The organism is Blastochloris sulfoviridis (assembly GCF_008630065.1).
In the GTDB taxonomy this organism is placed as follows: domain Bacteria; phylum Pseudomonadota; class Alphaproteobacteria; order Rhizobiales; family Xanthobacteraceae; genus Blastochloris; species Blastochloris sulfoviridis.
In genome coordinates this window covers 1-20,593 of sequence record NZ_VWPL01000048.1, presented here as the reverse complement: position 1 = coordinate 20,593, position 20,593 = coordinate 1, and the positions used below count along the sequence as shown (strand labels likewise).

Annotated in this window: 22 protein-coding genes; 10 read left to right on the top strand and 12 right to left on the bottom strand. The window is 69.5% G+C overall.

Annotation, left to right across the window (positions count from 1 at the left end):
• On the bottom strand, positions 1–423 hold a 423-nt coding region (gene irrA / locus F1193_RS16160; protein WP_210247392.1), incomplete at its 3' end, for an iron response transcriptional regulator IrrA.
• A 433-nt stretch (positions 424–856) separates the two neighbouring features.
• On the opposite strand from irrA, the gene fabA reads away from it, so the two are divergent.
• From fabA to fabI, 3 genes are all read left to right on the top strand, one after another.
• Positions 857–1,384, top strand: a complete 528-nt coding sequence (fabA, locus tag F1193_RS16155) for a 3-hydroxyacyl-[acyl-carrier-protein] dehydratase FabA (protein ID WP_150098828.1) — start codon at positions 857–859, stop codon at positions 1,382–1,384.
• A 58-nt stretch (positions 1,385–1,442) separates the two neighbouring features.
• Complete coding sequence (gene fabB, locus F1193_RS16150; RefSeq protein WP_150098827.1) at positions 1,443–2,663, top strand: beta-ketoacyl-ACP synthase I; 1,221 nt, start codon at positions 1,443–1,445, stop codon at positions 2,661–2,663.
• A gap of 201 nt (positions 2,664–2,864) precedes the next feature.
• Positions 2,865–3,737, top strand: a complete 873-nt coding sequence (fabI, locus tag F1193_RS16145; protein WP_150098832.1) for an enoyl-ACP reductase FabI — start codon at positions 2,865–2,867, stop codon at positions 3,735–3,737.
• Positions 3,738–3,768: 31 nt separating this feature from the next.
• Here fabI and F1193_RS16140 read toward each other — a convergent pair whose 3' ends face one another.
• From F1193_RS16140 to epmA, 3 genes are all read right to left on the bottom strand, one after another.
• Complete coding sequence (locus F1193_RS16140; protein ID WP_150098826.1) at positions 3,769–4,119, bottom strand: RidA family protein; 351 nt, start codon at positions 4,117–4,119, stop codon at positions 3,769–3,771.
• A gap of 182 nt (positions 4,120–4,301) precedes the next feature.
• Positions 4,302–5,360: a lysine-2,3-aminomutase-like protein gene (locus F1193_RS16135; protein ID WP_150098825.1), complete on the bottom strand. Its 1,059-nt coding sequence runs from the start codon at positions 5,358–5,360 to the stop codon at positions 4,302–4,304.
• A 188-nt stretch (positions 5,361–5,548) separates the two neighbouring features.
• Positions 5,549–6,610 carry an EF-P lysine aminoacylase EpmA gene (epmA, locus tag F1193_RS16130; RefSeq protein ID WP_150098824.1) on the bottom strand — a complete coding sequence of 354 codons (1,062 nt, stop codon included), beginning with the start codon at positions 6,608–6,610 and terminating at the stop codon, positions 5,549–5,551.
• 97 nt (positions 6,611–6,707) lie between these two features.
• Here epmA and efp point away from each other — a divergent pair, with 97 nt between their 5' ends.
• Positions 6,708–7,274, top strand: a complete 567-nt coding sequence (gene efp, locus F1193_RS16125; RefSeq protein ID WP_170263734.1) for an elongation factor P — start codon at positions 6,708–6,710, stop codon at positions 7,272–7,274.
• A gap of 223 nt (positions 7,275–7,497) precedes the next feature.
• Here efp and hisE read toward each other — a convergent pair whose 3' ends face one another.
• A complete protein-coding gene (hisE, locus tag F1193_RS16120; protein ID WP_150098823.1) occupies positions 7,498–7,908 on the bottom strand; it encodes a phosphoribosyl-ATP diphosphatase in 411 nt (136 codons plus the stop codon).
• A gap of 350 nt (positions 7,909–8,258) precedes the next feature.
• Between hisE and F1193_RS16115 the strand changes: the two genes are divergently transcribed.
• From F1193_RS16115 to F1193_RS17205, 3 genes are all read left to right on the top strand, one after another.
• Positions 8,259–10,046 carry a glucan ABC transporter ATP-binding protein/ permease gene (locus F1193_RS16115; protein ID WP_150098822.1) on the top strand — a complete coding sequence of 596 codons (1,788 nt, stop codon included), beginning with the start codon at positions 8,259–8,261 and terminating at the stop codon, positions 10,044–10,046.
• A 92-nt stretch (positions 10,047–10,138) separates the two neighbouring features.
• A complete protein-coding gene (locus F1193_RS16110) occupies positions 10,139–10,393 on the top strand; it encodes a hypothetical protein (RefSeq protein ID WP_150098821.1) in 255 nt (84 codons plus the stop codon).
• A 16-nt stretch (positions 10,394–10,409) separates the two neighbouring features.
• Entirely contained in the window at positions 10,410–11,147 is a 738-nt protein-coding gene (locus tag F1193_RS17205) for a hypothetical protein (RefSeq protein ID WP_170263733.1), read from the top strand.
• Positions 11,148–11,422: 275 nt separating this feature from the next.
• On the opposite strand, the gene F1193_RS16100 is transcribed toward F1193_RS17205, so the two are convergent.
• From F1193_RS16100 to F1193_RS16075, 6 genes are all read right to left on the bottom strand, one after another.
• Positions 11,423–12,433, bottom strand: a complete 1,011-nt coding sequence (locus F1193_RS16100) for a polyprenyl synthetase family protein (protein ID WP_150098820.1) — start codon at positions 12,431–12,433, stop codon at positions 11,423–11,425.
• 283 nt (positions 12,434–12,716) lie between these two features.
• Entirely contained in the window at positions 12,717–13,784 is a 1,068-nt protein-coding gene (locus tag F1193_RS16095) for an alpha/beta fold hydrolase (RefSeq protein ID WP_170263732.1), read from the bottom strand.
• 106 nt (positions 13,785–13,890) lie between these two features.
• Complete coding sequence (locus F1193_RS16090) at positions 13,891–14,361, bottom strand: PaaI family thioesterase (protein ID WP_210247391.1); 471 nt, start codon at positions 14,359–14,361, stop codon at positions 13,891–13,893.
• A 253-nt stretch (positions 14,362–14,614) separates the two neighbouring features.
• Complete coding sequence (ypfJ, locus tag F1193_RS16085) at positions 14,615–15,535, bottom strand: KPN_02809 family neutral zinc metallopeptidase (protein ID WP_150098818.1); 921 nt, start codon at positions 15,533–15,535, stop codon at positions 14,615–14,617.
• 88 nt (positions 15,536–15,623) lie between these two features.
• Complete coding sequence (locus F1193_RS16080; protein ID WP_150098817.1) at positions 15,624–16,136, bottom strand: GNAT family N-acetyltransferase; 513 nt, start codon at positions 16,134–16,136, stop codon at positions 15,624–15,626.
• Positions 16,133–16,408, bottom strand: a complete 276-nt coding sequence (locus F1193_RS16075) for a type II toxin-antitoxin system TacA family antitoxin (protein WP_150098816.1) — start codon at positions 16,406–16,408, stop codon at positions 16,133–16,135. Before F1193_RS16075 ends, F1193_RS16080 begins: the two co-directional genes overlap by 4 nt.
• A 215-nt stretch (positions 16,409–16,623) precedes the next feature.
• On the opposite strand from F1193_RS16075, the gene F1193_RS16070 reads away from it, so the two are divergent.
• The 3 genes from F1193_RS16070 to F1193_RS16060 all read left to right on the top strand — a co-directional run bounded on the left by F1193_RS16070 (position 16,624) and on the right by F1193_RS16060 (position 19,712).
• Positions 16,624–17,436, top strand: a complete 813-nt coding sequence (locus F1193_RS16070) for a sulfite exporter TauE/SafE family protein (protein WP_342781832.1) — start codon at positions 16,624–16,626, stop codon at positions 17,434–17,436.
• A gap of 81 nt (positions 17,437–17,517) precedes the next feature.
• Positions 17,518–18,177 (top strand): ribonuclease HII, encoded by a 660-nt coding sequence (locus tag F1193_RS16065; protein WP_150098815.1) that lies wholly within the window; start codon positions 17,518–17,520, stop codon positions 18,175–18,177.
• Complete coding sequence (locus tag F1193_RS16060) at positions 18,174–19,712, top strand: glycosyltransferase family 39 protein (protein ID WP_150098814.1); 1,539 nt, start codon at positions 18,174–18,176, stop codon at positions 19,710–19,712. Before F1193_RS16065 ends, F1193_RS16060 begins: the two co-directional genes overlap by 4 nt.
• 40 nt (positions 19,713–19,752) lie before the next feature.
• On the opposite strand, the gene F1193_RS17200 is transcribed toward F1193_RS16060, so the two are convergent.
• Positions 19,753–20,593 (bottom strand): hypothetical protein (locus F1193_RS17200; protein WP_170263731.1); only part of this gene is annotated, 841 nt, incomplete at its 5' end.

Genomic DNA, 20,593 nt, shown 5'->3' with positions numbered 1-20,593 from the left:
GTATCGAGAAAAATGAACCTCGCGCTTTGGAGCAAAGAGTTCTTCTTCGAACTCTTTGCTTATATGCGATAACCCTGCCGCGCTGGGCGAGATGTCCACCAGCTCGTTCTCCTGCTCCAGGAAGAAATGATGGTGGTCGTGGACATTGGTATCGAAGAAGGCGCGCGAGCCGTCGATCGCCAGCTCCCGCAGCAGGCCGGCTTCCGTGAACTGGTGCAGGGTGTTGTAGACGGTCGCCAGCGACACCGGGAAGCGCGCGTGCTGCGCCTCCTCGTGCAGGATCTCGGCCGAGATGTGCCGGTCGCCCTTGGAGAACAACAGCCAACCCAAGGCCAGCCGCTGGCGGGTGGGCCGCAGGCCGGCATCCTTCAGCATCTGCCGGACGTCATGGAACGGACAGCCGGTCCGCGCATAGTGGAGCATCGGATCGCGCAGACGCGCCACAGGCAGGATTTCGCCCTCGCGCGGCAGGCTCTCGGTTTGGCGATTGAAGCGAGGAAGCTCGTTCATCGTCGTTCGGTTATCCGTTGGTCTGCGGTCGCCCGGCATCAACTCATCACACTATAATTGTCGGGCCCTCAGGAATTTTACGGCCCTCAGGCCTGAGGACGGATGGCGATGCGCTGGGAGTCCGCTCGTGCCTGGAAAACATCATACGCAGCGGGGCCGCGTCTTGCAACACGGTTGCAACAAGCGCTTTTCGCATGCCGCCATTTCACGGCTGCATAACCCCCGCCGCGGCTGTCACCGGCTTTGATGACATCTTTTTCGTATGTTAGGAGAACGCATCTGGGAGTGAAGAATGGCAGCGAATTCTGCAGTGAAGGCCGGGGGGAGCGATTTGCAGGCATCTTCGATGGTTCGACGGTCGAGTTACGGCTACGAAGATCTGATCGCCTGCGGGCGAGGCGAGATGTTCGGCCCCGGCAATGCGCAGTTGCCGCTGCCGCCGATGCTGATGTTCGACCGCATCGTTGAGATCTCGGAGGAGGGCGGCGAGCACGGCAAGGGCCTGGTCCGCGCCGAGCTCGACGTGAAACCCGATTTGTGGTTTTTCGCCTGTCACTTCAAGGGCGATCCGGTGATGCCGGGCTGCCTCGGGCTTGACGCCCTGTGGCAGATGGTTGGATTTTTTCTCGGTTGGCTGGGCGCGCCGGGCCAGGGCCGCGCGCTCGGCCTGGGCGAACTGAAGTTCAGCGGCCAGGTCGTGCCGACCGTCAAGAAGGTGGTCTATGGCGTCGACTTCAAGCGAATCATGCGCTCGAAGCTGGTGCTCGGCATCGCCGACGGCTGGCTGGCCGCCGACGGCACCATCATCTATCGCGCTTCGGACCTGAAGGTCGGACTGTTCCGCACCGGCGAGCCGGCCCCCCAGGGCGCCTGAGGTCCGAACTGCCCCGCGCGGCGCTTGGCGCCGCCCATGAGCGCTCAAGAGGCTCACCATGAGACGAGTCGTCGTCACCGGAATGGGGATCGTGTCCTCGATCGGCAACAATGTGCAGGAGGTCACCGCCTCCCTGCGCGAGGCGCGGTCGGGAATCGTGTTTGCGGAGGAGTACGCCAAGCTCGGCTTCCGCTCGCAGGTGCATGGCGCGCCGACGCTGAACGCCGAGGAGGTGGTCGACCGCCGGGCGATGCGGTTTCACGGCGGCGGCACCGCCTGGAACCACGTGGCGATGGAGCAGGCGATTCGCGACGCCGGCCTGGAGGAGACCGAGGTCTCCCATGAGCGCACCGGCATCGTGATGGGCTCGGGCGGCACCTCGACGAAGACCATCGTCGAGGCCGCCGACATCACCCGCACCAAGGGGCCCAAGCGCATCGGACCGTTCGCGGTGCCCAAGGCGATGTCGTCGACCGCCTCGGCGACGCTCGCCACCTGGTTCAAGATCAAGGGGATCAGCTATTCGATCTCCGCCGCCTGCGCCACCACCAACATCTGCATCGGCAACGCCTACGAGCAGATCAAGTGGGGCAACCAGGACATCGTCTTCGCCGGCGGCTGCGAGGATCTCGACTGGACGCTGTCGGTGCTGTTCGACGCCATGGGCGCCATGTCGTCGAAATACAACGACCGGCCGCAGGTCGCCTCGCGCGCCTATGACGCCAACCGCGACGGCTTCGTCATTTCCGGCGGGGCCGGCGTGCTGGTGCTGGAGGAGCTGGAGCACGCCAAGGCCCGCGGCGCGCGCATCTATGGCGAGGTCGCAGGCTATTCGGCCACCTCGGACGGCGCCGACATGGTGGCGCCCTCCGGCGAGGGCGCCGAGCGGGCGATGCGGCTGGCCATCTCCCAGGTCAAGTGCAAGGTCGACTACATCAATCCGCACGCCACCTCGACGGTGGTCGGCGACCTGAAGGAGATCGAGGCGGTGCGCGCGGTGTTCGGCGCCGACAAATGCCCGCCGATCTCGGCCACCAAGTCGCTGTCGGGCCATTCGCAGGGCGCCACCGGCGTCCACGAGGCGATCTACTCGCTCCTGATGATGAACAACGGCTTCATCTGCGAAAGCGCCAATATCGAGGAGATCGATCCAGCCTTCGCCGACATGCCGATCGTCCGGCAGCGCATCGACAACGCCAAGATCGGCTGCGTGCTCTCCAACGGGTTCGGCTTCGGCGGAACCAATTCCTCCATCATCCTGAAGCGGCTGGAGGCCTGACGGGTTTGCGCCGCGCCACCGGTGCCAACATGGCACCGGCGGCGGGCCGGACAGGGCGACCGACAGGACATCGATAGCCGCCGAAAAATCCTTTGGACACGGCCAGGACAGACGCTTTCCGTCACGCAGGTGTCGCACGCGCGCGGCACCACAGACCGATACGCTCAGCGGGACGGAAGGCAGCACATGGGAATCGTGGGCATGAACGGGCTCCTGCACGGCAAACGCGGTCTGGTGATGGGGGTGGCCAATGATCACTCCATCGCCTGGGGCATCGCCAAGACGCTTGCCGCGCACGGCGCTTCCCTCGCCTTCACCTATCAGGGCGATGCGCTCGGCAAGCGGGTGAAGCCGCTTGCCGCCTCGGTCGGCTCCGACCTGGTGCTGCCGTGCGACGTCGAGGATCTTGCCACCGTCGATGCGGCGTTCGCCCGGCTCGGCGAGGTGTGGGGCAGCCTCGACTTCCTCGTCCACGCCATCGCCTTCTCCGACAAGAGCGAGCTGAAGGGCCGCTACGCCGACACCACGCGCGAGAATTTCGTGCGCACCATGGTGATCTCGTGCTTCTCCTTCACCGAGATCGCCAAGCGCGCCGCCGCTCTGATGCCGGCCGGGGGCTCGATCGTCACCCTGACCTATGGCGGCTCGACCCGGGTGATGCCCAACTACAATGTGATGGGGGTGGCCAAGGCGGCGCTGGAAGCCTCGGTGCGCTACCTCGCCGTCGACTACGGCCCGCGCGGCATCCGCGTCAACGCCGTCTCGGCCGGGCCGGTGCGCACGCTGGCCGGCGCCGGCATCGCCGATGCCCGGCTGATGTTCAACTACCAGAAGCGCCACGCGCCGCTGCGCCGCACCGTGTCGATCGAGGAGGTCGGCGGTGCCGCGCTCTATCTGCTGTCGGACCTGTCCACCGGCACCACCGGCGAGGTCCACTTCGTCGATTCGGGCTACAACATCATCTCGATGCCGCACCCCGAGGCGCTGAAGACGGTGGATGCCGCCGAGGAAGCCGCCGAGGCGGCCGAAGCCGCGGCGGCCGAGGCGAAGGCCACCGGCCACGCCGCGGAGTGAGGGCCGCCCCGACCGGGACGACCCGCCAGTCTCAGACCGCCGCGATCACCGCGATCTCGACAAGATACTCGGGCGCCACGAGCTTGGCTTCCACGGTGGCGCGCGCCGGCGTGTTGCCCTGCGCCACCCAAGGCTCCCAGGCCGCGTTCATCCCGGCGAAGCCGGCAATGTCGGTCAGGTAGATCGTCGCCATCAGGATCTTGCTCTTGTCGGTGCCGGCGGCGGCGAGCAGCCGGTCGATCTGGCCGAGGATCTGGGCGGTCTGCTCGGTGACGCTCTTGCCCTTGGGCTCGTCGGCCACCTGGCCGGCGAGATAGACCGTCGAGCCGTGGACCACGGCCTGGCTCATGCGCGGCCCCATGTCGATGCGGGTGATGCTCATCAGTGTCTCCAGTTGAAGCAGTCATGCGGTTTCCGGACGATCGGCCGGAGACCGTATCATACCAACGGCCCCAGACGCCGACGCGTGGGGCCGTCGACTCTCGCGGATTTTCTTCTGGGAAATCCGAGATTTCGCGAAAATCCGCGATCGGAACCAACGGTCCGCTTACGCTGCCGTTGGTATCAGGGATCGGGCGGGTAGGCATGCCGGCAACCGGCCGCGTCGTCGATCTCGCCGTGGCGGCCGTCCTCGGCGAGCCAGGCGACGTAATCGGGGCTCACCGGCACCTTGCCGAAGCCGCCGGGCAGATCGAGCACATAGGTCGGCTGGGCGAGGCCCGAGACGCCGGCGCGCAGCGCCCGCACCAGCGCCCGGCCGGTGGCGAGGCTGGTGCGGTGATGCGCCGTGCCGGGCGCGAGATCGGCATGGTGCAGGTAGTAGGGCTTGATGCGGGTCTCCACCAAGGCCCGCATCAGCGCCGCCAGCCCGTCGGGGTCGTCATTGATGCCGGCGAGCAGCACGCTCTGCGACAGCATCGGGATGCCGGCATCGACCAGCCGGGCGCAGGCGGCGCGCGCCGCCGGGGACAGCTCGCGCGCATGGTTGGCGTGCAGCACGACCCAGGTCGCCTGGTTGGGGCTCTTCAGCGCCGCCACGAACGCGGCGGTGACGCGCTCGGGCGCCACCACCGGCACGCGGGTGTGCCAACGCAGCACCTTGACGTGGGCGATTGCCGCAAGCCGCTCCACCACCTCGGCGGCGCGGCGGGCCGAGACCATGAACGGATCGCCGCCGGTGAACACCACCTCCCAGATCGCCGGGTGGCCGGCGATATAGGCCAGCGCCGCCTCCAGCGCCTCCGGCGCCAGGGCGCCCGCCCCCGGCCCGACCATTTCGCGCCGGAAGCAGAACCGGCAATAGACCGGGCAGGCATTGACCAGCTTCAGCAGCACCCGGTCGGGGTGGCGGTGGACGAGGCCGGGCAGCGGGCTGAAGGCGCCATCGCCGATCGGGTCGGGACGCTCGACCGGGTCGGCGTCGAGCTCGCGCGGATCGGGAACGAACTGCCGGGCGATCGGGTCGGCGGGGTCGGCCGCGTCGATCAGCGCCGCCACCGCCGGGGTGATCGACACCGCATAGCGCGCCGCGACGCCGGCGATCGCCTCGCGCCGACCGGGCGGCACGAGGCCGGCGGCGACGAGATCGTCGGCCGAGGTGAGGGCTTTGGCGGGGGCGGTCATCGGCGCTGCTTCGGGATCCTGGCTGAACGCTCCCCCCTGTCGTCGTCCCGGGCAAGCGGCATCGCCGCGCGACCCGGGACCGTCGGCAGGACGGGCGTCCATTCTGGTCATAGTCCCGGCTCGAAGCGCGATGCTGCGCATCCCGCTTCGTCCGGGACGACGGGACGAACGAGTCACAGCGTGCTCGTTTACCCGCTTTCCCCGCCGAACACATCGGCCACCGGTGCCCACAGCACCTGCTCGATGTGCGGCGCCCCGGTCGCCAGCATCACCAGCCGGTCGAGGCCGAGCGCGATGCCGGCCGCCTCCGGCATGGTCGCCAGCGCGGCGAGGAAATCCTCGTCGATCGGCACGCGCGTGCCGTAGATCCGCTCCTTCTCGGCCATCGCCTCGCGGAACCTTCGGCGCTGCTCGGCCGGGTCGGTGAGTTCGCCGAAGGCGTTGGCGAGCTCGACCCCGCAGACATAGAGCTCGAACCGCTCGGCGAGGCGCGGGTCTGCCGGCTTGGGCCGGGCCAAGGCCGCCTCTGGGATCGGATAGTCGGTGAGGATGGTCGGGCGGCCGAAGCCGAGATGCGGCTCGATGCGCTCGGCCATGATGCGGGTGAAGACGTCCGACCACGTGTCGTCGTCGGCGACCCGCACACCGGTGCGCGCCGCCGCGCCGGCAAGCGCGGCGCGGTTGCCGGCGCTTCCCTCCAGCGTGGCGAGCAGGTCGATCCCGGCGAGGCGCGCGAAGGCGTCGGCGACCGTGAGCCGCTCGGGCACAGCGAACGGGTCGGCGGTGGCACCGCGCCAGGCGAGGCGCTCCGTCCCGGCCGCCAGCGCCGCCACGGCCAGCAGCGCGGCGCAGTCGTCCATCAGCACCTCATAGCCTTCCCCGGCGCGATACCATTCGAGCAGGGTGAACTCGGGATGGTGCAGCGCCGTGCGCTCGAAGTTGCGGAACACCCGCGCGAGCGTGAAGAGCCGCGTCTCGCCGGCCGCCAGCAGCTTCTTGCAGGCGAACTCCGGCGAGGTGTGGAGGTGGAGCGGCGCCCGCCGTCCGTCGGTGGCGGCGATCTCGGTGGCGAAGGCATGCAAGTGCAGTTCGTTGCCGGGCGAGACCTGCAGCGCCGGGGTCTCCACCTCGACGAAATCGCCTCCGGCAAACCACACCCTGAGCGCGGCATTGATGCGGCCGCGGGCCAGCAGCACCGGCCGGCGATCGGCGTGGCGGCGGGGATCCCACCAGCGGGAAGGAGTGGACATTGCGCGCGACCTCGGGCAGATGAAGCCCGGCCCCTATCATATCCAGCCGCGCTGCGCCGCTCTCCGGTCGCGCCGGCGCGCAGCCCGAGGAATTCCTGTGAGAGTCATCGCCAGTTCGGTCCGCAAGGGCAACATTCTCGAAATCGATGGCAGGCTTTACGCCGTGATCTCCGCCGAGAGCTTCTTTCCCGGCAAGGGCACGCCGACCACCCAGATCGACATGCGCCGGATCAGCGACGGGGTGAAGACCACCCAGCGCTACAAGACCACCGAACAGGTCGAGCGTGCCCATGTCGAGGACCGTCCCTATACTTTCCTTTACGAGGATGGCGACGGCTTCCACTTCATGAACAAGGAGAACTACGACCAGATCGCGGTCTCCAAGGACGTGCTCGGCGACCAGGCGGTCTATCTCCAGCCGGAGATGGAGTGCATGCTGTCGGTGTTCGAGGGCAACGCGGTGGCGATCGACCTGCCCCAGCGCGTGACGCTGCAGGTGGTCGAGACCCAGGCGGTGGTGAAGGGCCAGACCGCGTCGTCGTCCTACAAGCCGGCGATGCTGTCGAACGGCGTCAAGACCCTGGTGCCGCCGCACATCGAGGCCGGCACCCGCATCGTGGTGATGACCGCCGACGGCGCCTATTGCGAGCGCGCCAAGGACTGATGCCAACGGCCCCAAACGCGGACGCGTAGGGCCGTTGACTCTCGCGGATTTTCTTTCGGGAAATCAGAGATTTCGCGAAAATCCGCGACCGGAACCAACGGTCCGCGTTCGCGGCCGTTGGCATGACCGCAGCCCGGCCGGGTGCCGCATGGCGGCGCCCCGGCTTCCAGCGGATCGGGCCGGAGAACCGTGTTCCCGTGACAGATCCGACCCTGCTCCCGTCCTACCCCGCTCTTGCCGGGCGGGACTTGCGGCGCGGGGCCGGGGCCGGTATCGGCTTCGATACGGTCTTGGACACTGTCTTGGCCGCCGTCTTGGACACGGTCTTGGGCAGCTTCTCGGCGATGCCCATCGCCTTCTCGCGCCGAGCCATCTCGGACCACACGTCCTTCGGGGCGATGCCGGCGTCGGCCCACATCACCACGAGGTTGTACATCAGGTCGGCGCTTTCGCGGATCACCGCGTCACGGTTCTCGAGCACCGCCTCGAAGCTGACCTCGGCGGCCTCCTCGACCACCTTCTTGGCGATCTTGATGCGGCCGCTCTTGAGCAACTTGGCCGTGCGCGAACGGCCGTTGTTGCCCGCCTTGGCTGCGCGGACGGCTTGGAAGAGGCGATCGATCGAATCGGCCATGCGCGGGTGAATCTGGGTGGCGAAACGGGAGCCTGAGAGAACGGCCCAGCCGGCAAACTGTCAACATTATTACTGCCGGCTGCAATATTTATCGGGGCCGCGGGAGGCAGCAACCCGAATGGCCGCGGCGCGCGGCGGCCGCGCCGGCAGCTTTCGTTCTGTAGATCGATCGCCGAACAGACGAGGCGGGCGATGCCCTGGCCGCTCGCCGGCGCCCCCGCACGTCCGGGTTTGCACGACCGCGCCCCGCGCGCCGGCTGGGCCTTGCCACAGTCGCCGGCAGGGTCACACTGGCAGCCGAGCTGACGGCAGACCCGCCGGCCGTTCCCGCCCGCCCAACGGCATCCTCGATGAACCTGATCCGTCTTTATGGCCGCACCATCTCCGCGCTCGGCCCCGAGCTGCGGCTCGGCGTCATCCTCACCATCGCCAATCTCGCGCTGGCCTGCGCCCAGTTCGCCGAGCCGATCCTCTATGGCCGCATCATCGACACGCTGATCGGCGCGCAGGGCGCCGGCCGGCCGCCCGCCTTCGCCGACATCACGCCCTGGCTTCTCGCTTGGGCCGGGTTCGCGCTGTTCACCGTGGTGGCCGGCGTCGCCATCGCGCTGCACGCCGACCGCCTCGCCCACCGCCGGCGGCTCGGCATCGTCACCACCTATTTCGAGCATGTGCTGCAATTGCCGCTCGCCTATCACGGCACCACCCATTCCGGCCGGCTGATGAAGATCATGCTGGAGGGGGCGGACACGCTGTGGGGCCTGTGGCTGTCGTTCTTCCGCGAGACCTTCGCGGCCATGGCCGCGCTTGTCGTGATGATGCCGGTAGCGCTGTGGATGAACTGGCGCCTGGCGTCGCTGCTCATCGGGCTGGCGGTGCTGTTTTCCGCCCTCACCTCCTATGTGATGCGCAAGACCGAGGGCATGCAGGCGGTGGTCGAGGACTTTCATTCCGACCTCGCCGAGCGCGCCTCCGACACGCTCGGCAATGTCGCGCTGGTGCAGTCCTTCACCCGCATCGAGGCCGAGGTGCGCGGCCTGCGCGACGTCGCCGCCAATGTGCTGCGCGCGCAGATGCCGGTGCTGTCCTGGTGGGCGGTGGTGTCGGTGGCCACCCGCGCCTCGACCACGCTCACCGTGCTCGCCATCTTCCTGTTCGGCACCTGGCTGCACCTGCAGGGGCTGACCTCGATCGGCGAGATCGTCACCTTCGTCAATTTCGCCGGCATGCTGATCGGGCGGCTCGAACAGTCGGTCAGTTTCGTCAACCACATGGTGATGGACGCGCCGCAGCTTCGCCATTTCTTCGAGGTGCTGGACACCGCGCCGGCGGTGCGCGACCGGCCCGGCGCCCGCACGCTCGAGAAGCCGAAGGGCGCGGTCGCCTTCCACGACGTGTCGTTCTCCTATGACGGCAAGCGCCCGGCCTTGGCCGACGTCAGCTTCTCGGCCGAGCCCGGCGAGACCATTGCCCTGGTCGGCTCGACCGGCGCCGGCAAGTCGACGGCGCTGGCGCTTCTGCACCGCGCCTACGATCCGCAGTCGGGCACCATCACCATCGACGGCATCGACATCCGCGACATCACGCTGGCGTCGCTGCGCCATTCCATCGGCGTTGTGTTCCAGGAGGCGCTGCTGTTCAACCGGACGATCCGCGAGAACCTGCTGGCCGGCAAGCCGGACGCCACCGAGGAGGAGATCCGCATCGCCTGCGAGCGCGCCCAGGCCGCCGACTTCATCGCCCGCCAGAGCGAGGGCCTCGATACGATCGCCGGCGAGCGCGGCCGCGCGCTGTCCGGCGGCGAGCGCCAGCGGCTGGCCATCGCCCGCGCGCTGCTCAAGGATCCGCCGATCCTGATCCTCGACGAGGCGACCTCGGCGCTCGATGCCGCCACCGAGCACAAGGTGCAGCTCGCGCTCGACGAGGTGATGCGCGGCCGCACCACCTTCGTCATCGCCCACCGGCTTGCCACCGTGCGCAATGCCGACCGCATCCTGGTGTTCGAGGGCGGGCGCATCGTCGAGGCCGGCAGCTTCGACGAACTGGTGCGGCTCGGCGGCCGGTTCGCGGCGCTGGCCAAGGCGCAGTTCATGGTGGCGGGCGAGCCGCTCGACACCCGCCCGCCGGTGGAAACCTGAGGCGAACGCCGGCCGCCGGGGCGCCATGCGCCGGCGGCATCGCCGGGGTGCGGCGCCCCTGCCGCCAAATCGCCCCTTTGGCGTGCGAGCCTATGTCTGCCGTTGGTGAGCATGCGGTCCGGTCCTTCCGGGCAGCCTTGTGCCTGCCTGGGGGTGTCGGTGAACTGCCGCACGGTGAACTGCCGCACCCGGCCACCGCCATTAACGGCACGGCAATGATGATCGCCGACACTCCGGTGCGGGCTGCGGAACGTTCGCGGCCGGATCGAGAATTTCGCGTTGCGTCCCATGAATTCACGTTCCACGCGTTCACGCTCCACGCATTCACGTTCACCGAGTTCGCCTGACATGGATTCGCCGCCCATGACGTCTCGGTCCACGGCGTCGCGCCCGAAGCCCCAGCGGTTCAAGCCCTTGCGCCGGCGGCGCCCGGCGGCCCTGATGGCGGCAGCCGGCCTGCCGGTGGCGCTTGGCGTTGCGATCATGCTGCTGGCGCCGGGCTGGTCGGCGCAGACCGGCGCGGCAAGCAGCGACGCGCCCGCGGCGAGTGCGCCCGCCGTGCCGCTGCTGTTCGCCGGGGCGCTGGCGGCGGTGCGGCCCGACATCGTGCGCCTGCCGCCGACATCGGCGGACCTGTTCGCCCCGCCCGAGCCAGGCACCGCCACGGCGCCCAATTCCGCCTCGCCCAGCCCGAGCTTTACGGCGAGCGAGGCGCCGGCCGCGGACGTCACCGGCAGCCTGCTGCGGCCCGGCGCCGGTCTGGCGGTGCGGGCGGCAGCCCACGCCACCGGGGCCGGATCGTCGCAGCCCGAACCCGCGAGCCTGACGGCCGCCCGGCCCGATGCGGCATCCGCCGAGTCCCGGACGGCCGATCTGCGGCCGGTCGGCCTCGCCGGCACCCCGCCGCTCGCCGGCCTGGAGACGTCCGACCTGATAACCCGCAGCGCGCCGGGCGGCCCCGGCACGTTTCCGCCGATGGTGGCGGTCCAGCACCTGCTGTTCACGATCGATCCGGCCGCGCTGCCGCAGTTTCCCTTCGACCATCTGACACCCTTGCCGGCAGGCGCCTCCACAGCGCGCAGCGGCCGGCCGCACGGCTGATACGGTTCGCCGGCCCGATCGGCCGGAAACCGTATGATATGAATTCGGCTTATTGCCTTGGGATAAACGGCTGGTCGGAAGCCGCGCGCTTCTTCCCTCTCCCCTTGCGGGAGAGGGTGCCGAGCGATCAAGGATCGCGAGGCGGGTGAGGGGTAAATCTTCAAGCGGGCGCGATGTGCACCCCTCACCCGGCTCGACCTCGCTGCCGCTCGGTCTCGCCACCCTCTCCCGCAAGGGGAGAGGGAAGACGAGGGCCGATCGGCCGAACGTTGCCGTCAGTACGCGCGGGAGATGGCGAAGGCGACCGCGTCGGCGAGCGCCCGCTTGACCGGCGAGGCCGGGAACAGGCCCAGCGCGTCGGTGGCGATGGCGCCGTAGTGCTTGGCGCGCTCGCAGGTGTCCTCAATGGCGCGGTGCTTGTGCATCAGCCCGACCGCGGTCTCGAGCGCGGCGTCGTCGGCCTCGCCCTTTTCCAGCGCCTTGCGCCAGAACGCCCGCTCGGCGTCGGTGCCGCGGCGGAAGGCCAGCACCACCGGAAGGGTGATCTTGCCCTCGCGGAAATCGTCGCCGACATTCTTGCCGAGCTCGGCGGCGCGGCCGCCATAGTCGAGCGCGTCGTCGACCAATTGGAAGGCGATGCCGAGATTGGTACCGTAGGAGCGGCAGGCCGCCTCCTCCGCCTTGGGGCGGCCGGCCAGCACCGGGCCGAACTCGGCGGCCGCCGCGAACAGCTCGGCGGTCTTGGAGCGGATCACCGCCAGATAGGCGTCCTCGGTGGTCTCGGTGTTCTTGGCGGCGGCGAGCTGCATCACCTCGCCCTCGGCGATGACGGCGGCGGCCGTGGAGAGAATCTCCATGCAGCGCAGCGACCCGACCTCGACCATCATGCGCATCGACTGGCCGAGCAGGAAATCGCCGACCAGCACGCTCATCTCGTTGCCCCAGAGCATGCGGGCGGTGGCCTTGCCGCGCCTGAGCTCGCTCTCGTCGACCACGTCGTCGTGGAGCAGCGTCGCGGTGTGGAGGAATTCCACCGCGGCGGCGATCTTGGTCTGGGCGTCGCCCTGATAGCCGCACATCTGGGCGGTGGCGAGCACCAGCATCGGACGCAGCCGCTTGCCCCCCGAGGAGATCAGGTGGTTGGCCACCTCGGGGATCTTGGTGACGTCGGAGCCGGTGCGCGACAGAATCGTCGCGTTCACCCGCTCCATGTCGGGCTGCACGAGCCGCACGAGGCTCTCGATCGAGGCTTCGGGCGCGGATTCGAACGGTAAGACGACGGCCAAAGGGAACTCCCAGCCGAAACCGACCGCATCCCTGCGCGGCCGCGATCGAAGAGTAGCATTTAGAGGCGACGTTCGCCGTGGGCAAGTGTGTTTGCTGCCGCGGCGGGGCGGGCATGGCAGTGGCCTGCGGCCCGGATCTCGCGCAAAAGTCTGCACGGAACGACCGGAGGTCGCAAGATCGGTGTCCGCACAGCCCCGGATGGCGCGAACTTCGCCGTTCGGCGCGCAAAATCCCGCCCGCAGCCGGGGCCGGCATCGCGGCGCACGCCCGCCGGGACGGCGCTCAGAATCGCGAATCCGGCCGGTGCGCCGGCAGCGCCGCGGCCGTGCCGCCCGCAACGGCGTCCCTCACCATCACGTGGGCCAGCACGTCCTCGGCCAGCAGGGCGGCGGCGAGGCGGCCGACCTCCCCGGCCACCAGCCCGGCATGGCCGCGATGGAGCATGTGGCCGGCACCCTCGATGCGCACCACCCGCGCCGCCGGCAGCTCCCGCGCCAGCACCTCGCCATGGTCGGCGGGCGGCACGGTGGCGTCCGCCGTGCCGAGAATCAGCGTGAGCGGCGCCGTGAGCGCGGCGTAGCGCGGCGCCTGGGCGATCAGCTCGCCGCGCAGCCGCATGAAATCCTGCATGGTGTGGTGGAAACGCTCGGGCGTCATGGCCAGCGCCAGGGCGCTGGCGTCGAGATAGCCCACGGGCAGCGGCTCGGGCGCGAACATGCGCGCGGTCGCCGTCTCCAGCGCCGCGAGGCTCAAGGGCGTGGCCAGCGTGCGGGTGAACAAGGGCCCGGTGAGCAGCTTCTCGGCCGCCGCCTGGAACCATTTCAGGCCGCCGGGGCGCGGGTGGGTGGCGGGGTTGACCAGAACCAGCCCGGCCACCTCGTCCGGATGGTCGAGCGCGTAGCGCAGCGCCACTGCGCCGCCGAAGGAATGGCCGACGACGAGCACCCGGCGGGCGCCCAGCGCCTGCACCGCGGCGCGAATCAGTTCGGCCTGGCGTCCGAGCGCGGCATCGGCGTCGCCGCCCGGCCGGCCGCTCCAGCCCGAGCCCGGCCGGTCGGGAACGAGCACCGGCAGCGCCGCGGCGCCGTGGGTCAGCCGCTCGCCCAGCGCACGCAGGTCGGCGGCTGAGCCGGGGGCGCCGTGCAGCAGCAGCAGGGTCGGCCGCTCCGGCGCCGGGGCGGGTCCGAGCCGGAGCACCTGGATCGCGCCGCCGCCGGCCTCGACCCGCGTGCCGGCGGGCGGAAAGCGCGCCTCCAGCCGCCGGCTCGCCCGGCGGGTGGCCAGCGCCGCGACGCCGAGCCCCGCGGCGAGGGTGAGCAGGACAGCGAAAATGACGGTGAGGATCGGCATGCAGAACAATACTGTTTTCGCGCGCCACCGGCCAGCAGCGGTTGCCGCCGCCTCGCCGTGCGCGCGGACGCCATGCGACATCCAGCCCGGTCAGCCGGACGCAGCGTCAAGTTCCGCTGCCGACGGGAGCCGGCCGGCGCGCCGCGTCAACGAACGCCCCTGCCGCGCGGGCGACGAGTTGATCGCCGACCTTGATCTCCGCCGTGAGCCGGTAGAGCGGTGGATGAAACTGGACGAAGCGCGCCCGAAGATCGACCCGCGCCCGGCAGGACAGCGGAAGGCGATACCGGATGTGCAGATCGGCCGTCACCGCCTCGATGTCATGATGGAACAGGCAGTGCGTCATCGCGCAATCCAGCAGCGCGGCGATGACGCCGCCATGCACCATGCCGTCATAGCCCTGGAGGATGTCGCGGCAGGCGAACGACCCCTGCACGCCGTCGGCCCCATCGGGCGCGAACCGCAGCTTCAGCGACAGCGGATTGCGGTCGCCGCAGAGCAGGCAGCCGGCGTGGGACGGGACGGTTCCGGCCGTCAAGGGTTGCGGTGCGGGAACGGGATCCGGCGACGTCGTCACTTGAGCCTCCCCGGCCAGGGCTGGCCGGCCAGGGGATGCCGGCCACGGCGCACGGTACCCTGCACGCGGTGTTTTGAACGTATGCTCGTAATGGGCTTCAACCCCACCAACAAGAGCGATGTCCCGGCGCCGCCGGTACGTCGGCCATGCGGCCGGCGACGGTCTCCGCCCCGCAAAGAGCCCCCCCGCCCTCTGATCGGATCTTCGGCGAGACCGTTTCCGCTATCCCGAAGGGATCAATTGGAAACCGGACTCACGGCCGCTGGGCCTGGAAGGTGTCGCAGGCGGCAAGCTCGCCGCTGCGCAGGCCGCGGGTGAACCACGCCGTGCGCTGCTTGGACGAGCCATGGGTGAAGGAATCCGGCACCACCCGCCCTTGCGCCTGCTGCTGCAGCCGGTCGTCGCCGATGGCGCTGGCCGCCCGCAGCGCCTGCTCGATGTCGCCGTCCTCCAGGATCTTGAAGCGCGAATCGGCGTGGTGGGCCCACACGCCGGCATAGCAGTCGGCCTGCAGCTCGACCCGCACGGAGAGCGCGTTGGCCTCGCCCTGCGACACGCCCTGCTTGGCCTGCTGCACGCGCGGCAGCACGCCCAGGACGTTCTGGACGTGGTGGCCGACCTCGTGGGCGATGACATAGGCGGCGGCAAACTCGCCGGGCGCGCCGAAGCGGCGGGCGAGGTCGTTGAAGAAGCTGAGGTCGAGATAGACCTTGCGGTCGCCCGGGCAATAGAACGGCCCCATCGCCGACTGACCAAGCCCGCAGGCCGACTGGGTGACGCGGGTGTAGAGCACCAGCCGCGGCGGCGGATAGGCGCGGGACTTCTCGCGGAAGATCGCCGCCCAGACGTCCTCGGTCTGGGCCAGCACGGTGGCGGCGAACTGGCCCTGCTTGTCGGCCGGCTGGCCGGTGGAGGCGGACGGCGGCGGCCGGCGCTGCTCCTGATACTGCGGGGCACCGCCGCCCTGGAGCATCTCCAGCCCGCCGATCAAGAGCGCCGGATTGATGCCGGTGGCCCAGGCGATGAGGCCGACGACGATCAGCCCGCCGATGCCGAGCCCGCCGCGGCCGCCGGGAAAGCCGCCGGGCCCCCCCGAACCGCCCTGGCCGTAGTCGCCGTCGTCGCCGCGCCGGTCCTCGACATTGTCGCTGCGCCGGTAATCTTCCCACCGCATGGCGTTCTCCCTGGGGGCTCGCCGAGACTATATGGCCAACACCAGGGTCCGGAGCAATGCGCCCCGGCCGGATGGGGCGGAAGGCGCCCTAGATCCGGAGGCCGGCAGATGCGCGCAGATCCTTGAGAAGCAGGAAGAGCGTCAGCGGCTGCGCGGGAAACCGGGCAAACCCGAACCGTTCGTAGAAGGCGCGCGCCTTGTCGTCCTTGGCGTGGACAATCACGGCGCGGATTCCGGCAATGTCGGCGGCGGCCAATGTCCGGCGCAGGGCATCCTTGAGAAGCGCGCCACCGAGCTTGCGCCCCTGATGGGCCCGGTCGACGGCCAGCCGCGCCACGATCATCACCGGAACGGGGTGGCGGGGCATCCCGCGCGCCAACCGCTCCGGAGCTTCTTCCAGGCTGATGTCCCCAACGGTCAGACAATGATATCCCGCCACCGCACCGTCGATCACGGCGACGTAGGTTTGCGAGCTGCCGGATTTCTGGTTCTGCAGCGCGAAGGCCTGGAGGAACCGGTTGAGGGACGGGTGCCCGCAATCGAAGCGGGCCGTGTCATGGTCCGGCCCAAGCTTCTCGATACGGACGGACCCCGGGCTCAATCCGCCGGGCCGGCGTCTTGAAGCAGGCGGGCAAGGCGCGGATGCACCACCGGCGGAGCGTCCAGACGCTGCTGGAACTCGGCCCAGTCCTCGGGGCTCAAGCGAATGGACCGGTGCTCGGCCAGCACCTCCTCGGCCCGCTGCACGGCGCTGTCGAGGACGAACTCCGTCAAGGTCTTGTGGCTGGCTTCCGCAGCGCGTCGCAGCGTCTGCTTGGCAGACGCCGAAAGCCGAAGGTCCAGCTTCTCGGACCGGGTGCTGCGGATGCTCATGCGCTGTCCTCTTTGAGTTGCCATAACATGTCCCGCCCGACATTGTCATGACAAATTGCCAGGAGCCTGCTCCCATTGACGCAGACTGAGCCCCCGGACCTCGTCATGGTTGTCTGTTCAAGCCTGCCTACCGCCGGGGGTGCAGCGTCCCATCGTTTGCCGAACCCTGTTCCCGAACAACGCTATATTTGACTGGATATTTCGCGGGCGCAGCCATAGTGTCCCGTGAAAAATGGGGGCGGGCAGTGCGAGGACGGTGGGTCGGTGCGTTCGGCGGTGGAGCGGTGATCGGCACCCTCGGCGGCCTCATCGGACTGGGCGGCGCCGAATTCCGGCTGCCGCTGCTGATCGGGGCGTTTCGCTTCGCGGCGCTCGAAGCGGTGATCCTCAACAAGGCCATGAGCCTGATCGTCGTGGCGACGGCCCTGCTGTTCCGCACGCGGACGGTGCCGCTCGACGCGATCGCGGCCCACTGGCCGATCATCGTCAACCTGCTGGCCGGCAGCCTGCTCGGGGCCTGGTTCGGGGCCGGCTGGGCGATGCAGCTCAAGTCCGCCTCGCTCTACCGGGTGATCGCGGTGCTGCTGGTGGTGATCGCCGGCGTTCTCTTGCTCGGACACGATGTGTCGTCCAGCGGAACGCTGCTCCTGACCGGCACGGCGCAGATGGTGGCCGGGGTCATCGCGGGGTTCGTCATCGGCGTCGTCGCCTCGCTCCTCGGCGTGGCAGGCGGTGAGCTGCTGATTCCGACCCTTGTTCTGTTATTTGGCGCCGACATCAAGCTCGCCGGGAGCCTGTCGCTGGCGGTCAGCCTGCCGACGATGATCGTGGGATTCACCCGCTACAGCCGGGACCAGAGCTTCGGCGTTCTCGGCCGGAACCGGGCCTTCGTCTTGATCATGGCGGGGGGATCGGTGGTCGGCAGCTTCCTTGGCGCCCAGTTGCTCGGGATCGTGCCGAGTGCCGTCCTGATCCCGCTATTGGCGGCGCTGCTCCTGCTTTCCGCCGTCAAGGTCTGGCGGCACTAGAGTTTCAGGAGTTCTGGGTTCCCACCCTCGCTCGCGCAAAACCGGTTCCCACTTTTGCGGCGAATCCTCTAACACGAGCGCATGGTGCGGGTTCGTGTTCCCATGCTCCGGCCGACCTTCGAGCGCGAGGCCGCCCTGATGGCGGCGGGCCACGCGCCGGTCGCCGGCTGCGACGAGGCCGGGCGCGGCCCGCTCGCCGGCCCGGTGGTGGCGGCGGCGGTGATCCTCGACCCCGGCCGCATCCCCGACGGAATCGACGATTCCAAGAAGCTCGACGCCGCCCGCCGCGAGGCGCTGTTCGAGGCCATCCTCGCCTGCGCCGAGGTCGGCGTGGCGCTGGCGCCGCCGGCCCGCATCGACCGGGACGACATCCGCCAGGCCTCGCTGTGGGCGCTGGCCAGCGCCGTCGCCGCGCTGCCGCGCCGGCCGGCGCACGTGCTCACCGACGGCCGCGACCTCGCGCCCTGCGGCTGCCCCGGTACCGCCGTGATCAAGGGCGACGCACTCTGCCTGTCGATCGCCGCCGCCTCGATCGTCGCCAAGGTGGTGCGCGACCGGCTGATGCGCGGCCTCGACGGGCTCGCCCCCGGCTATGGCTTCGCCGGACACAAGGGCTATCCGACCGCCGCCCATCGCCGCGCGCTCGAAGCGCTCGGCCCCTGCGACCATCACCGCCGCTCGTTCGCGCCGATCCGCGGCGCGGTGGCCACGTCCGTTGCGGGACAGGAACCCGGCCGATGAAGCTCGACGACACCCCGCTGCGCTCCTCGCGCCTGCTGGAGGCGCTGCGCGGCCGGCCCCGCGCGCTGGTCTACAGCGTGATCCTCGGCCACAGCCTGGCGATGGCGCTGGCCATGCTGCTGGTGCAGGCAAGCCCGCCGCGCGAGGTGGTCGAGGCGCTGGTGATCGGCCGCGAAAGCCTGCTCGGCACGCCCTCCCATCCGCCGCTGACCGGCTGGGTGCTCGGCCTCGCCTATTGGCTGGGCGGCGGCCGGCTGTGGGCGCTGTCGCTGGCCGGGGTCCTGGCCGATGCGGTGGCGTTGTGGGCGGTGTTCCGGCTCGCCCGCAGCATCGTCGGCGAGCGCCAGGGCGCGTTCGCCACCGTGCTCCTGGCCGGGGTCGCCTGGGTCACCTGGCTGCCGCCGGCGCTCAGCCCCGACCGGCTGCTGCTGCCGCTGTTCGCGCTCACCGCGCTGCACCTGTGGCGGGCCGCCGGTCAGGGCCGCCGGCTCTATTGGGGGCTGGTGGCGCTCGATCTGGCGCTGCTGGTCGTGACCAAATATTCCGCCGCGGTGCTGGCCGGCGTGGTGGTGCTGGCCCTGGTGGCGACGCCGAAGGGCCGCGCCGTCTTCCGCGCCCCCGAGCCGTGGGGGGCGGTGGCGGTCGCCGCCGCGCTGATCTGGCCGCACATCCTGTGGGTGGCGACCGACGACGCCCTGCCGTTCGACCATGCGTTGGGCAGCATCGGCGCGCCCGACCTCGTCGGCGCGGCCGAGGCCTGGGGCGGCCTGCTGCTGCTGGGCGTGCTGGGCCACGCCGCGCTCGCCGTGCTGGTGGCGCTGGCGGTGGTGCCGCGCAGGAGCGAGGGCGACACCGTGCCGGTGTTTCCGCGGCCGGAGCCCGACATCACCGCCCGCCGCTTCGCGCTGACTTTGGTGCTGGCGCCGGCCCCGGCGGTGGCGGTCGCCGGCCTCCTGCTCGGCCTGCCGGCGAAGACCGAGGCGCTGGTGCCGCTGTTCGCCTTCTCCGGCCTCGGCGCGGTGCTGCTGCTCGGCCCGGCGATCCCGCTCTACCGCCACGCGCTGGTCGGCCGGGCGCTGGTGCTGGCGACGCTGGCGCCGCCGGCCGTGGCGGCGATGATGGCGGGCGCCGCACCCTATGGCCGGGGCCCCGGCGCCGACACCAACTGGCCGAGCGGCGAGATCGCCGGCTGGTTCACCGAGGTCTACCGCATCCGCACCGGCCAGCCGCTGGCCATCGTCGCTGGCGACGTGTGGACCGGCGGCACGCTGGCGCTGGCCAGCCGCGACCAGCCGCAGCTCTTCCTCGACGGCAATCCGGCGCGCATGCCCTCGATCACCGAGGAGACGGTGGCGCGGGCCGGCGTGCTCGTCGTGTGGCGCATCGAGGGCGCCAACCCGCATCCGCCGGTGAGCCTGCGCACCCGCTTCCCCGGCATGACCATCGAGACGCCGCGCAGCTTCGACTGGGCGATCAAGGGCCGCCTGCCGCCGGTCCGCATCGGCTGGGCGGTGATCCCGCCGCGCGGGGGGTGATGCGGGTTCCGGGTGACTGGCTTCGCCCGGTCCGCCGATTTCATTTCAACGCGACGCTTGACGCTTCGCCGCCATCGGCGATCCGGCACCACCGCAGACCGACCGGCTCGAACATCCGGTCTGCCGAGAAATCGCCGGGCACCACCACCTCAAGCTCACGGAAGAAGCCGGTCTGCGTGGCATGGCGCAGGACGCTGCTGACAAAGGTCGAGCAGATGACAGACTTGTCGGACGGCATCGCCCGCGTGCTGTGAGCATCGCCGTTCAGTGCGCGGCTTCGGCGTGCGACAAATCTCGCGGCCAGAGAGCCGCCTGTTTCCAGTTTGAAAATTCTATAAGTTTCGTTCGAAAAATGAAGCAGACTGGAACTCAACTGCCCCGGATCGATGTAGATCTGCGATCTGCGAACCGAAATCGTACCGTTCTCCCGCAACACTTCTCTCAAGGGGCGCGCCCTGACATTCAGCCCGGGCATCGCGTCCCAAACCTGATGGTTCTCATCGAGGAGTGCGACGTGGGTCCAGACGGCATGAGCGTGGCCTTCGGCGATCCACGGATATTGAGCCGCAAGAACAACCTTCTGATACGCCACGATCGCATCACCGATTGAAATCGACGGTCTCGCTCCACGCGATAGAATGACGTCTCCGGGCTGGAGTTCGTCGAAATTTATCAAAACATTGCGTCCGTCGAAATTCACCGCGACCAGCGTCGCCTGCCGAGTTGCGTAAATTTCTGGAAGAGAATCAATGTCTTCTTTTTTATTTTTGAACGGAAGGGGTAGCTCGACGCATTTGCCAGTCATGCCCGACTTTAACACCTTTTTTTCGTAACCTACGGACCCGACGTCGTTTTTGGCGAAATTCGAGACGGCGTGGCAC

Coding starts and splice junctions, on each gene's coding strand:
- fabA (WP_150098828.1), top strand. CDS start 857: ATGGTTCGACGGTCGAGTTACGGCTACGAAGATCTGATCGCCTGCGGG.
- fabB (WP_150098827.1), top strand. CDS start 1,443: ATGAGACGAGTCGTCGTCACCGGAATGGGGATCGTGTCCTCGATCGGC.
- fabI (WP_150098832.1), top strand. CDS start 2,865: ATGAACGGGCTCCTGCACGGCAAACGCGGTCTGGTGATGGGGGTGGCC.
- F1193_RS16140 (WP_150098826.1), bottom strand. CDS start 4,119: ATGAGCATCACCCGCATCGACATGGGGCCGCGCATGAGCCAGGCCGTG.
- F1193_RS16135 (WP_150098825.1), bottom strand. CDS start 5,360: ATGACCGCCCCCGCCAAAGCCCTCACCTCGGCCGACGATCTCGTCGCC.
- epmA (WP_150098824.1), bottom strand. CDS start 6,610: ATGTCCACTCCTTCCCGCTGGTGGGATCCCCGCCGCCACGCCGATCGC.
- hisE (WP_150098823.1), bottom strand. CDS start 7,908: ATGGCCGATTCGATCGATCGCCTCTTCCAAGCCGTCCGCGCAGCCAAG.
- F1193_RS16115 (WP_150098822.1), top strand. CDS start 8,259: ATGAACCTGATCCGTCTTTATGGCCGCACCATCTCCGCGCTCGGCCCC.
- F1193_RS16110 (WP_150098821.1), top strand. CDS start 10,139: ATGTCTGCCGTTGGTGAGCATGCGGTCCGGTCCTTCCGGGCAGCCTTG.
- F1193_RS17205 (WP_170263733.1), top strand. CDS start 10,410: ATGACGTCTCGGTCCACGGCGTCGCGCCCGAAGCCCCAGCGGTTCAAG.
- F1193_RS16095 (WP_170263732.1), bottom strand. CDS start 13,784: ATGCCGATCCTCACCGTCATTTTCGCTGTCCTGCTCACCCTCGCCGCG.
- ypfJ (WP_150098818.1), bottom strand. CDS start 15,535: ATGCGGTGGGAAGATTACCGGCGCAGCGACAATGTCGAGGACCGGCGC.
- F1193_RS16075 (WP_150098816.1), bottom strand. CDS start 16,408: ATGAGCATCCGCAGCACCCGGTCCGAGAAGCTGGACCTTCGGCTTTCG.
- F1193_RS16065 (WP_150098815.1), top strand. CDS start 17,518: ATGGTGCGGGTTCGTGTTCCCATGCTCCGGCCGACCTTCGAGCGCGAG.
- F1193_RS16060 (WP_150098814.1), top strand. CDS start 18,174: ATGAAGCTCGACGACACCCCGCTGCGCTCCTCGCGCCTGCTGGAGGCG.